Origin of the sequence: Neobacillus soli NBRC 102451 (assembly GCF_001591665.1) — a bacterium.
Lineage (GTDB): Bacteria > Bacillota > Bacilli > Bacillales > Cytobacillaceae > Neobacillus > Neobacillus soli.
The window spans coordinates 12,334-25,773 of record NZ_BCVI01000042.1; the positions used below are offsets into that span (position 1 = coordinate 12,334).

The window sequence follows — 13,440 nt, forward strand, 5'->3', positions numbered from 1 at the left end:
GATTAGATGAGTACATATTTGAATCAAACGGTTTTTCATTATTATTGTGCCGGAGTGTATGAGGGGAAGATTCAATTTACAGATCAGCAGATCATGCACCACAAAGTGGATCGGCGCAGGCGGACGCAAATGCAGGAAAATGTCCTTTCAGCCGATTTAAAAGCGAATCTCCCTTTTCAAAAAATCTATGCCAATCTTTCCGTTTACGCCAATACAGAATGGAGCGGCGATGAAGTTCGTCTTAGCAATGGAGATTGTTATCAGAAGCATCTGAACTATCAGGCGGAGATTGATGGTCAGCATATTCGCTCACAGGTTTGGGCCTATCGGAAGGAGACGGCTGTGGATGTGGTAACCGTTGATGGCCGGGTTGTCGCTTTTGTTTGCCCGAATCGTAATGGAATGGAGGTCATCGCCCAAGAGGGATATGTGACGCTGACGCCGCTTGCCCAATATGATGATCCGCTCCTTTCAAAATCCGAATATGGGATTAATGATTTAGGAACCTTTTTAGTTCCGATGCGAGATGGGGTCAAATTAGCTACCGATGTATACCTCCCTGAGGGGATGGCGAAGGGGATGAAGGTTCCGACAATCTTAATTCGAACCTGCTATGATCGGAATGGGAAAAAGGAGTCGCTGATGAGATGGGCCAATAAAGGCTATGCAGTGGTGTCCCAGGATGTAAGGGGGCGGGCCGATTCAGAAGGCGAGTTAGTTCCTTTTTATCATGAAAGAGACGATGGGTATGATACGATAGATTGGATTATTGCTCAAGAATGGGCAGATGGAAATGTCGGCATGTGGGGGGCATCGTATTTAGGGTATGTCGTTGTTGCTGCTGCCACTAGCGGTCATCCGAATCTGAAAGCCGTCGTTAATGAAGTCAATGTGGGTTCCCCTTTTGTTGATACTGTGAGAAGAGGGGGAACAGTTTGCTCCTGGCCATTGCTAAGCTGGACACTTGCTCAATCAGTAGGGACGAGAACGGACTTTGATATTTTTGCAGGCCAGACGGTAAGTGTGGAAGAGGCTGTTGATGCCAGGCCAATCAAGGATATACCGCAGCAAATGATTGGCAAGCCGTCAGGACCATGGACGCTATGGAGTGAACATCCGGAGTATAATGACTTTTGGAAAAATTGTACTTTTTCAGAACGTGGAGACCAAGTCCATGTTCCGATGTTTGTGATTTCAGGCTGGTATGATGGCGATAGCCCAGGTGTATCGGAAACATGGCGGATGTTAACCAAACACGATGTGCCGAACCGTAAAATCTGGTTAGGACCGTGGGAGCATAATCCAAACCGGGCTAGGGATTACCAAGGGGTAAGTTTTAGCAATGATGCGGTCGTGTATGATTATGATATTAAGGTTTTAAAATGGTTTGACCGCTTCCTTAAAGATATACCAAATGGAATTGACGAAGAGCCGCGCGCCGCCTATTACCTTGTGGGTGAAAATGAATGGAAAACCTCACATGATTGGACTCCTGATGAGGCGAAGGTTACGAACTTTTATCTGGCCAGTAGTGGAAAGGCAAATTCGAGTAATGGGGATGGAGTTTTACTTTCAGAACAGCTTGAAGAGTCACCATATGATACCTTCATCTATAATCCGGAGGATCCTTTCCATTACAGTGGAGAAAGAGACCCTGAGAATCTTCGGAAACATGAACTGAGAAACGATATTCTTGTGTTTACGAGTGAGGTCCTCCAAGAAGATTTGGCCATTGCGGGAGAGCTTTCTGCAGAAATATATGCAGCGAGTACGGGCGTAGATACCGATTGGGTTGTCACGTTAAGTGATGTGGATGAAAAAGGGAATTCAATTCTTCTGTCCAATTACATCGTACGAGCGAAATATCGAAAGGGCTATGATGCACCGGAACTGCTTACGCCGGGAAAAGTTGAACAATATTCCATGTTTATGCAAAATATTGCTCATACCTTCAGGAAAGGTCAGCGGGTGCGATTTTCGATTACGTCGTCAAGCAAATTTATTGCCTTTCCTAATTCAAATAGCGGCGGGGACCCTTATGAAGAAACAGAAGCAATCACTGTTACCCAGAGCATTTATCATGACCAAAAGCACCCCAGCCATGTAAAATTACCTGTTTTATATGGTAAGCTTTCTTAAGGTGAAACTTCTATCAGTGGGGGACTTACAACTAGATAAAAGGGACATTGTGAAGGAATATGGAGGGATTTTCAGTGCTTAAAATTGGAGTAATTGGGCTTGGGGATATTGCGCAAAAGGCTTATCTGCCGGTCTACAGCGGCATGAAAGATAGTGAATTTCATTTTTACACAAGAAATCAAGAGAAGCTAAGGTCAATAGGCGGGCAGCATCGCTTTGAAAATCTCCATGCTGACCTTGAGTCATTGCTAAACAGTGGAATTACGGGGGCATTCGTTCATTCCTCGACATCCTCTCATGAGGAAATTGTCGAGAAGCTACTCAATCGTAACATTCATGTTTTTGTTGATAAGCCGATTACCGATCATTACGATGGGGCAAAAAGGCTTGTGGAATTGGCCGAGCAGAAAGGTCTGATTCTAATGGCTGGTTTTAACCGAAGATATGCGCCGGCTTACAAGAAACTGAAGGAAGTTGCTGAGCCAAATATGGTCATTGTCCAGAAAAACCGTAAAGATCTTCCGGGTGAGCCAAGGACATTTATTTTTGATGATTTCATTCATGTAGTTGATACAATGAGATATTTATTCTCGCAGCCGATTGAGAAGCTGATTGTGAATGGAAGAATGGTGGATGACACCCTTTACCACGTAGTAGTTCAATTCATATCAGGCAACGGTGCAACGGCGATAGGGATGATGAACAGGGATAATGGGACGAACGAGGAAATTGCCGAAGTCATGGGGCCGTTAGAGAAGCGAACCGTTTATAATGTGTCGAAGCTGGTGATTTCTAAGGATATGGAGAATATTGAAGTCCGGGGTAGTGACTGGGAACCGACCCTAGTCAAGCGTGGTTTTGAGCAAATGGTCAGTGATTTCGTTAATGCTGTTCGAATGGGCACGAAGCCGGGAGTCTCTGCAATAGATGCACTGGAAACCCATGAAATTTGCGAAAAGATTATCAAGGAATTAGAAGGAGAGGAATAACTCATTCGATTAAAATAGGTAGTCAGCATTTTATGGTAGCAGTTGCCCATTGGAAGGGCGAAATCAGAAGGGGGAATCGCCGTGTACCATCGGCTTTGGACGTTTGGAAACATTGCTGTTATTGTCTTTTCAATAGTATATATTTGGTTTTTCCGTCCTCATGATAGTTCCTTGCTAATAACGGCTCAGCTACTGGCGCAAATGGGGGTTATTCTTTTTCTTATTAATATCAATATGTATTTCATCTTTCTAGTTATAAGAAAAACGTCAGTGCGGAAGGTCAAGATTCGCCTCGCAAAGTTTTCACGGCATTTAATGAAATGGCATATAAAAATTGCCCTCTTAGCGACAACAATCATTGTGGGACATGCAGCAATCAATTTCTATAAACTTGGTCCGCTGGTTGGATTTAATCACCTGAAATTGCTGAGCGGCTACTTATCGATTACCTTGCTTTTCTTAACCTTGATTGCGGGATATCTACGGCATAAAAAGGCATCAGGCTTTCGCCGAAAGTTCCATCTCCTAACAGCATTTACATTTCTGGGTGCATTTCTTTTGCATATGTTTGTTTTTATCTAGTTGGAAGGTGTCACATTAATGGTGTCATTAATGGTGTCAGGCACCATTCGTGGACACCTGTCCATGGTGAGCGGACAGTTAAACACTCTTATAGTAGAATAGCACCCAAGACGCTTTGAGCCTTAAACTCAAAGCGTTTTTTTTGTCTGTATTTTTCGGACATATGGCCCAAAAGGTTGTAAGATAAACGTTTTTAATGAATATTGTCGAGGAATAATAATAGAATATCAAATTCAAATATTGAGAACAATTTGAATAATATAGTTATTTATTTTATAATGTAAGAAAATCATAGTTTAGTAGTGGAAAGGAGAAAACAATGAAATTATATGTTTCCGTTGATATGGAAGGGATAACGGGTCTTGTTGACCATACCCATGTTGATTCTGATAAGCATAATTATGAACGAAGCCGTATCATTATGACGGATGAAGCGAACCACGTGATCACTGCAGCCTTTGATGAAGGGGCGTCGGAGGTCGTTGTCAATGATAGTCACTCGAAGATGAATAATCTATTAATTGAACGGCTCCATCCAGAAACACAGCTGATTACGGGTGATGTGAAGCCTTTTTCCATGGTGCAAGGTTTGGATGATTCGTTTGATGGGGCCATTTTCATTGGTTATCATGCCCGGGCTGCCTTAAAAGGGGTGATGTCCCATTCGATGATATTTGGCGTCCGAAACATGTTTATCAATGATGTTGCTGTTGGAGAATTAGGGTTTAATGCCTATGTTGCGGGCTTCTATGATGTTCCCATCTTAATGGTTGCCGGTGATGACAGTGCTGCTTTCGAGGCAGAGCAACTCATTCCGAATATTACGACAGCCATCGTCAAGGAGTCGATCTCAAGGTCAGCGGCTAAATCGTTAACGCCAGCTAAGGCCGGGCAGCTTATTCGTGAGAGAACCGCTTTTGCTATTAAAAATAATGCGGTGGTGAAACCGCTTACCCCGCCTGACAGACCGCTGCTAAGTATTGAATTTACTAATTATGGAGAAGCAGAGTGGGCAAATTTAATGCCGGGAACGGAAATGGTTCCGGGAACAACGATTGTTCGTTTTCAATCGAAAAATATCCTTGAAGCCTATCAAGCAATGCTTGTAATGACCGAGTTAGCGATGAGAACAACATTCTGTTAGGAAGTGACAAGCATGAGTACATATTTATTGAAACGTTTTATCGCCATGATCATCACGTTATGGCTCATCGTTACCGGGACATTTTTCTTAATGCACTCGGTACCTGGCTCGCCTTTCAATGAAGAAAGGACAACCAATGCGGCGATCCAAAAAAACCTGGAGTCCTATTATCACTTGGATGAACCTCTTTTAGTACAGTATGGAAATTATTTAAAGGCATTGGTCAAGATGGACTTTGGACCATCGATAAAAAAATCCTCACAAACAGTAAATGATTTGCTTGGCAGAGGGTTTCCGGTTTCCTTTGAACTCGGATTTTATACACTTATCCTTGCCATCCTATCAGGGATTACGCTTGGCGTGATCGCTGCACTTCGCCATAACGGAATCATCGATTATCTGGCAATGAGTATCGCTGTACTTGGAATATCGATTCCAAACTTTGTCATGGCCACGTTCCTAATTGAACAGCTGGCTGTAAATTTCCCGATTTTTCCCGTCGCCACCTGGTCAAGCCCTTCGCATATGGTCTTGCCAATCCTGGCCTTGGCGACTGGCCCGATGGCTATTATCGCACGGTTAACAAGGACAAGCATGCTCGAAGTTTTAACACAGGATTACATAAGGACGGCAAAGGCAAAAGGATTATCACCGGTAAAAATTGTTTTCAAGCATGCATTAAGAAATGCATTATTACCGGTTGTAACTGTACTCGGTTCCTTAGCCGCCAGTATTTTAACAGGGACCTTTGTGATCGAGAAAATATTTGCCATTCCAGGAATGGGAAAGTATTTTGTTGATAGCATCAATACCCGTGATTACCCGGTCATTATGGGTACAACTGTTTTTTATAGCGGCATTTTGATTCTGATGCTGTTTTTAGTCGACCTTGCCTATGGAGTTTTAGACCCAAGGATAAAACTGCATAAAAAGGAGGCGAAATAATGGAACTGCTTAAATATGAAGAACGAAATATTTCGCCCGAGATTCCAGATGAATGGTTTGTCCCAAAAGCCCGAAACAACCAAGCGGCGGAGGCGGTGGTAAGACCTAGCTTATCCTATTGGAAGGATTCGTGGCATAGGCTTTTAAAAAATAAATTGGCGATAGCGGGAATGGTATTCTTAGTTTTTCTAGCAATCTTGGCCATTTTCGGCCCGCTGATTTCTCCACATTCGGTAGAAACACAAAAACTAACCATGCAAAATTTACCGCCCTCTAGTGAATATTGGTTCGGGACGGATGATTTGGGGAGAGATGTGTTTACCCGAACCTGTTACGGTGCCAGAATCTCACTGTTTGTCGGATTGATGGCGGCCCTGATTGATTTTCTGATTGGCGTTGTTTATGGAGGGTTTTCCGGTTACAAGGGTGGAAGAACCGATAACCTGATGATGAGGTTTGTGGAAATATTATATGGCCTCCCTTATTTACTGGTCGTCATTTTAGTCATGGTCGTGATTGGACCGGGATTAACGACGATTATTTTAGCACTTTCGATTACAGGCTGGGTCGGGATGGCACGGATTGTCCGCGGTCAAGTCTTGCAAATCAAAAATTATGAATTTGTGCTTGCTTCCAAAACGTTTGGCACAAAGACAGCCCGGATTATCCGGAAAAATCTGCTGCCAAACACGATGGGTCCAATCATTGTCCAAATGACACTGACGATCCCATCAGCTATATTCGCAGAAGCCTTTTTAAGCTTCATTGGACTTGGAATTCAAGCCCCTCATGCCAGCTGGGGTGTGATGGCCAATGATGGCCTGTCTACGATTCTATCAGGCTACTGGTGGCGGTTGTTCTTCCCAACCTTGTTTATTTCATTAACAATGTTTGCATTTAATGTTCTAGGTGATGGGCTGCAGGACGCCTTAGATCCGAAACTGAGGAGGTAGCAGCATGGAAAAAGTACTTCAGGTTAAAGACCTTCACGTTTCCTTTTCAACGTATGGCGGTGAAGTAAAGGCCGTTCGCGGTGTAAGCTTTGATTTATACAAGGGGGAAACGCTAGCGATTGTCGGTGAATCCGGCTGTGGGAAAAGTGTAACCTCGCAGAGTATTATGAAATTAATTCCCGAGCCGCCAGGTAAGATTCGCAGCGGAGAAATTCTTTTTAAAGATATCGATTTAATCCAGTTAAAAGAACCAGAACTGCGAAAAATTCGCGGCGCCAATATTTCAATGATCTTTCAGGACCCAATGACCGCATTAAATCCCACGATTACCGTCGGGGAGCAAATTATGGAAGGGATTATCCAGCATGAGAAGTTAACAAGGAATCAGGCAAAAAGGGTGGCCCTCGAGATGCTGACACTTGTTGGTATTCCTAATCCGGAAATAAGGCTAAAGCAATATCCCCACCAGTTTAGCGGTGGAATGCGGCAGCGGATTGTCATTGCAATGGCATTAGTATGCCGACCAGATGTATTAATAGCTGACGAACCGACAACAGCTCTTGATGTGACGATTCAAGCGCAGATTTTAGAGCTGTTTCGCGATATTCAAAAGAAAACAGGGGTTTCAATTATTCTAATTACCCACGATTTGGGCGTCGTTGCACAGGTAGCCGACCGGATTGCCGTCATGTATGCCGGCCGAATCGTAGAAATAGGGACAAGGCGGGAAATCTTTTATCATCCGCAGCATCCCTATACAAAGGGACTGCTCCAATCTGTCCCACGATTGGATATGGAAAAGGGTGAGCTAATTCCGATACCCGGAACACCCCCAGATTTATTTTCACCGCCAGTTGGCTGTGCGTTTGCGGCACGTTGTCCTCATGCGATGGAAGTTTGTGAAAGAGTTTACCCGTTAAAAACACAGCTGAGCACGCAGCATCATGTCGATTGCTGGCTGCAGGACGAACGGGCTAAGAATTTGGTTCCAACATTAGTTTAACTATAAAAAATCTACTAGGGGGAAAGTGAATGAAAAAGTTTATTACCATGTTAGCCGCTGTAATGATGTTGTTTGCCTTGGCTGCCTGCACGGCAAATAAAGACGCTGGAAGCGAAACAAAAGACGATGGAAAAGGCAAGACAACCGAAAAGACGGAAAAGGTTCTTAATATGAACAATAGTCAAGAGCCGACATCGTTTGACCCGCCCATCGGTTTTGATGCCGTATCTTGGAATGCTTTGAACAATATCATGGAAGGATTAACGCGCTTGGATGAGAGCCATCAGCCCAAAGCTGCCACAGCTGAAAAATGGGATGTTTCTGCGGATGGCAAAACCTATACCTTCCATATCCGCAAGGATGCAAAATGGTCCAATGGCGATGATTTAACAGCAAAAGATTTCGTCTTTGCTTGGAAACGTTTATTAGATCCGAAAACAAGTTCTCCAGCAGCCTTTTTGGCTTACTTTATTGAAGGTGGAGAAGCTTATAACACAGAAAAGGGAACTGCCGATGATGTGAAGGTTAAGGCTGTTGATGACAAAACGTTTGAAGTAACCTTAACAAGCCCGCAATCCTATTTCTTAAGTGTTATTTCGAACCCATGTTTCTTCCCAATCAATGAAAAGGTGGCAACAAACAACCCAAACTGGTTTGCTGAAGCAAGCTCATTCGTGGGTAACGGACCTTTTACATTAGCTGAATGGAACCATGATAGCGATATGACGATGAAAAAGAATGATAAATATTGGGATGCTAAAAATGTAAAATTGGATAAAGTTCATTGGGCAATGGTGGATGATCCAAATACTGAATATCAGATGTATACAACTGGTGAGCTAGACTTTTCAGATGTGCCTTCAGATTTAGCTGATAAGCTGTTTAAAGAAGGAGATGTAAAGGTAGAAGACCAAGCAGGTGAATACTTCTATCGTTTTAATTTAACAAAAGCACCATTCCAAAATGAGAATATCCGCAAAGCATTTGCGTTGGCGGTTGACCAAAAGCAAATGGTTGAACTGGTAACAAAAAATCAAGAGAAGCCTGCCTACGGTTTTGTTTCGTACGGGTTTAAAGATCCATCGGGTAAAGACTTCCGCGAAACAGGTGGAGACCTGATTAAAACGGATGTTGAGAAGGCAAAAGATTTATTGAAAAAAGGAATGGAAGAAGAGAAATATACGAAGCTTCCTGAAGTTACCTTAACGTATAGCACAAGTGATACACATAAGAAAATTGCCGAAGCCCTTCAGCAAATGTTTAAGGAAAACTTAGGCGTTGATGTGAAATTAGCTAATATGGAAAGCAATGTATTCGCTACGGACCAAAAGGCATTAAAGTTCCAGCTGTCACGCAGTTCATTCCTTGCTGACTATGCAGATCCTATCAACTTCTTAGAAAACTTTATTACTGGTTCGCCAATGAACCGTACTGGCTGGAGCAATGCAGAGTTTGACCAGTTGATTAAGGATGCGAAAAACGAAAAAGATGAAAAGAAACGTTATGAGATGATGTATAAAGCTGAAAAAACTTTATTTGATGCAGCACCAATTATTCCAATTCACTTCTACAACCAAGTGTATATGCAAAATAAAAATGTAACTGGTGTTGTCCGTCACCCAGTCGGTTATTTAGAACTTAAATGGGCTGATAAAAAGTAAAACTGGCAAAGGGGTGTTCGCATTGAACATCCCTTTTGTCCTAGAAACCTTTTGGGGGATTATCAATGAATGTTGTAAAGCCAAATCGTCTGAAAAAAGGGGATACCGTAGGAGTCATTGCACCGGCAAGCCCGCCGAACCTTGAAAATTTAGAACGGGGAATTCATTTTTTAACGGAGTTAGGATTAAAGGTAAAACGGGGTAAAAGCATCACCAACGTTTACGGCTATTTAGCAGGGACTGATCAAGAAAGGCTCGAAGATTTACATGACATGTTTGCGGATTCAGAAGTAAAAGCAATCATTTGCGCGTGCGGGGGATATGGAACAGGAAGAATTGCCTCTGATATTCATTATGACATGATTAAAAAGAACTCCAAGATTTTCTGGGGTTATAGTGATATTACTTTTTTACATACTGCTATTCGGCAACAAACCGGTCTTGTCACCTTCCATGGTCCAATGTTAGGGTCTGATATTGGCAAGGAAGGAACGCATCGATTATCAAAAGACGGATTTTTACAGTTGTTTGATCCCAAGGAATTAACCTATGGCGAAGAAATTTCTCCAATAGAGGTGTTAATTGATGGAACAGCTAGCGGTGCACTGGTGGGTGGAAACCTGTCACTATTAGTTAGTACACTTGGCACGAAATTTGACATTGACACAAAAGGGAAACTATTGTTCATTGAAGATGTGAATGAAGAACCCCGGGCAGTGGACCGGATGCTGAATCAGCTTTATATGGCCGGCAAGCTTCAAGATGCGAACGGAATCCTGGTTGGAGACTTTTGTGACTGTACCTCCAAAAGAGATTTATCTCTAACGCTTGAAGAAGTCATTCGCCATTATCTTCAGTTGGCAAACAAACCTGCCTTAAAAGGTTTCCAAATCGGGCACTGTAATCCACATGTATCAATCCCTTTTGGCGTGAAGGCAGCTATGGATACCTTTGAAAAAAGACTAATTGTCGAAAGCGGCATTTTGTAAAGGATGGATTAACGATGATTATTGAGCAAATTGAAACATTTAGGGTGGCCGTTCCCCTTATTAAACCATTTAAAACGGCACTAAGGACCGTCACAACAGCAGAGGCTATTTTTGTAAAAGTTAGCTGCGATAACGGGATTGTCGGCTGGGGAGAAGCACCGCCGACAGTCGTCATCACAGGTGACAGCCTCTTAAGTATTGAATCGGCCATCCATCATGTCATCAAACCATTTCTAGAGAAGAAAAGTCTGTTAAACTATGAATTAATTTTTCAAGGACTAAAAACAAGTCTAGTAGGAAACTCCAGTGCAAAGGCAGCGGTCGATATGGCGCTCTATGATTGTCTTGCCCAGTACTGCAAGCTGCCGCTCTATCAATTCCTTGGCGGCCATAAAAAGGAATTAGAAACGGATTTTACGGTCAGTGTGAATGGACCGGAGGAGATGGGCGATGACGCCGTTTCTTATATTCAAAAGGGATTTAATGTTCTGAAGGTGAAGGTCGGCAAAGACGATATTGCCACCGACCTTGAAAGAATCCGTGAGGTGCGCAACCGAGTCGGCACCGAAATTAAAATCCGTTTAGATGCAAACCAAGGCTGGACAGCGAAGGATGCCATCCGCGCGATTCGCAAAATGGAGGATAGCGGCTTAGGGATTGAATTGGTAGAACAGCCTGTGAAGGCGGATGATATCGAGGGGCTTAAACAGGTAACTGATCATGTCGATACGCTCATCATGGCGGATGAAAGTGTATTTACACCTAAACAGGCTTTTCAAGTATTAAAAACAAGAAGTGCTGATTTAATTAATATCAAGTTGATGAAGGCGGGCGGAATTTATCAGGCCCAGATTATTAATCAATTGGCAGAAACCTGCGGTGTCGAGTGCATGGTGGGCAGTATGATTGAAACCCGTCTTGGCATTACGGCCGCAGCCCATTTCGCTGCAAGTAAGCAAAATATCACCCGTTATGATTTCGATGCGCCGCTGATGCTGGCCAGAGAAATTGTCGATGGGGGAATTCAATATAATAGCAGATTCATTACACTCTCAGAGGCACCTGGACTTGGGATTAAGCAGGTAAAGATGGAAGGGGGAGTTTCAGTTGGATAAATGGCTAGTAAATGTCCCGGTGGCAACAGTTTGGACATCTTTTGATTCCGCTCGGGAAATGGATTGGGATGCGGTAACCAACCCGGTGAACCTCGATGCATGGTTAAACGGATTAACTTATGAAACCCGGTTAGGCTTATGCGACCAAAACCTTGTGCAGACGCAGCTCTTATATGGTCAAGAGGTTTTGCTGGTAGAAGAGAAGGAGGCATGGGCCCATATCGTGATTCCAGACCAGCCTTCAAAGAAAAATAGCAGCGGCTACCCTGGCTGGGTTCCAATGGCGCAGTTAGTAAAGTGTGGTCCGGATTGGAATTTGCAAGAGGGCCCGGTCGCCGTTGTAACGAGGCCAAAGGCAATTTTGCTAAAAGAAGAGAATTTGGAACTATCCTTTCAAACGACGTTACCGCTAATTAGTGAATCTGGCGATAAGGTAGTCGTTAAAACTCCAGAAGGTACAGCTGAACTGAGCTGGGATCATATTGTTGTCTATGAATCGCTGGCGGCACGGTATAAAGGGACAGGAAGGGACATTGTTTCTGCAGGGGAACAATTTCTTGGCCTGCCATACCTTTGGGGCGGAATGAGCAGCTATGGCTATGACTGCTCAGGTTTTAGCTATTCGATGTGTAAAGCAAATGGCTACGTGATTCCCCGAGATGCCGATGATCAGACGAAGGCCGGCAAAATTGTCGATGTATCAGAAATAGAACCAGGGGATTTGTTGTTTTTTGCCTATGAGGAAGGGAAAGGCAGTATTCATCATGTTGGTATTTATTACGGTGATGGCAAACTGCTTCATTCCCCGAATACAGGCAAAACGGTTGAAATTATTTCATTGGCAGGAACCATTTATGAAAAAGAACTTTGTGCAGCAAGACGCTACTGGGGCGAGACGGAGGAATAACAATGGAAAAACAAGTTCTATTGCAAGTAAACAATTTAAAGAAGCATTTTGATATAGGGAAAGGCGAAATCCTGAAAGCGGTCGATGGTGTCTCTTTTCATATCCATAAAGGGGAGACGTTTGGGATTGTTGGGGAATCCGGTTGTGGCAAGTCTACGGCAGGAAGGACAATCATCGGGCTTTATGAAGCGACAGAGGGTGAGGTAATTTTTAACGGAAAGAATGTTCAATCCCTTAACACGAAGGAACGTTTTGCTTTTCATCGGCAAATGCAAATGATCTTTCAGGATCCGTATGCCTCGTTAAATCCAAGGTCAACTGTCAGTGAAATCATTTCTGAACCGATGGAAGTGCATGGCTTGTATCCTAATAAAAAGGACCGGTTAAAGCGGGTCTATCAATTATTAGAAGATGTCGGTCTAAATAAGGATCATGCGAACCGCTATCCCCATGAATTTAGCGGCGGGCAGCGACAGCGGATTGGCATTGCACGTGCCCTAGCCTTAGAACCGGAATTTATTATCGCCGATGAGCCGATTTCTGCCCTTGATGTTTCCGTCCAAGCCCAGGTGGTCAATCTGCTGCAGCGGCTCCAAAAGGAAAAAGGATTAACCTATCTGTTTATTGCCCATGACCTTTCCATGGTAAAACAAATAAGTGATCGAATCGGGGTCATGTACCTGGGCCACTTGGTCGAGTTAACATCAAGAAGTGAGTTATATGACAAGCCGATGCACCCTTATACCCAGGCCTTGCTCTCGGCGATCCCAATCCCTGATCCGGATATTGAGGATAAGCGGGAACGGATTATCTTAAAAGGAGAACTCCCAAGCCCAATCAATCCTCCAAGCGGCTGTGTTTTTAGAACAAGGTGCCCGATGGCCATGGAGGTTTGCTCGTTGGAAAAACCTACCTGGCAGGAGTTGGATGGGAATCATTTTGTTGCCTGCCATTTGTACGACAAAAAGAAAACCGGCGGCCAGGATTTTTCACAGGTTGCCGTTTCGAGGTAA

General features: G+C 43.6%; 12 protein-coding genes. All 12 read left to right on the top strand.

Annotated elements, in window-relative coordinates; all coding sequences use genetic code 11:
- Positions 1-6: 6 nt before the first annotated feature.
- Positions 7-2,139 (top strand): CocE/NonD family hydrolase, encoded by a 2,133-nt coding sequence (locus BSO02S_RS15270; RefSeq protein WP_066068983.1) that lies wholly within the window; start codon positions 7-9, stop codon positions 2,137-2,139.
- A gap of 74 nt (positions 2,140-2,213) precedes the next feature.
- Positions 2,214-3,128 (top strand): Gfo/Idh/MocA family protein, encoded by a 915-nt coding sequence (locus BSO02S_RS15275; protein ID WP_066068986.1) that lies wholly within the window; start codon positions 2,214-2,216, stop codon positions 3,126-3,128.
- Positions 3,129-3,209: 81 nt separating this feature from the next.
- Entirely contained in the window at positions 3,210-3,710 is a 501-nt protein-coding gene (locus BSO02S_RS15280) for a hypothetical protein (protein ID WP_066068989.1), read from the top strand.
- A 319-nt stretch (positions 3,711-4,029) separates the two neighbouring features.
- Positions 4,030-4,854 (top strand): D-aminopeptidase DppA, encoded by an 825-nt coding sequence (dppA, locus tag BSO02S_RS15285; protein WP_066068992.1) that lies wholly within the window; start codon positions 4,030-4,032, stop codon positions 4,852-4,854.
- A 12-nt stretch (positions 4,855-4,866) separates the two neighbouring features.
- The gene (locus BSO02S_RS15290) at positions 4,867-5,799 is read left to right on the top strand and encodes an ABC transporter permease (RefSeq protein ID WP_066068995.1); all 933 of its coding nucleotides are present in this window, start codon (positions 4,867-4,869) and stop codon (positions 5,797-5,799) included.
- Complete coding sequence (locus BSO02S_RS15295) at positions 5,799-6,752, top strand: ABC transporter permease (protein WP_066068998.1); 954 nt, start codon at positions 5,799-5,801, stop codon at positions 6,750-6,752. Before BSO02S_RS15290 ends, BSO02S_RS15295 begins: the two co-directional genes overlap by 1 nt.
- A gap of 4 nt (positions 6,753-6,756) precedes the next feature.
- Positions 6,757-7,755, top strand: a complete 999-nt coding sequence (locus BSO02S_RS15300; protein WP_066069001.1) for an ABC transporter ATP-binding protein — start codon at positions 6,757-6,759, stop codon at positions 7,753-7,755.
- Positions 7,756-7,784: 29 nt separating this feature from the next.
- Positions 7,785-9,416, top strand: a complete 1,632-nt coding sequence (locus BSO02S_RS15305; RefSeq protein WP_066069004.1) for a peptide ABC transporter substrate-binding protein — start codon at positions 7,785-7,787, stop codon at positions 9,414-9,416.
- A 65-nt stretch (positions 9,417-9,481) separates the two neighbouring features.
- A complete protein-coding gene (locus tag BSO02S_RS15310; protein WP_066069006.1) occupies positions 9,482-10,405 on the top strand; it encodes a S66 peptidase family protein in 924 nt (307 codons plus the stop codon).
- Between the two features lie 14 nt (positions 10,406-10,419).
- On the top strand, positions 10,420-11,520 hold the full coding sequence (locus BSO02S_RS15315; protein WP_066069009.1) for a mandelate racemase/muconate lactonizing enzyme family protein: 1,101 nt from the start codon (positions 10,420-10,422) through the stop codon (positions 11,518-11,520).
- Positions 11,513-12,427 (top strand): C40 family peptidase, encoded by a 915-nt coding sequence (locus tag BSO02S_RS15320; RefSeq protein ID WP_066069012.1) that lies wholly within the window; start codon positions 11,513-11,515, stop codon positions 12,425-12,427. Before BSO02S_RS15315 ends, BSO02S_RS15320 begins: the two co-directional genes overlap by 8 nt.
- A gap of 2 nt (positions 12,428-12,429) precedes the next feature.
- Positions 12,430-13,440 (top strand): ABC transporter ATP-binding protein, encoded by a 1,011-nt coding sequence (locus BSO02S_RS15325; protein WP_066069014.1) that lies wholly within the window; start codon positions 12,430-12,432, stop codon positions 13,438-13,440.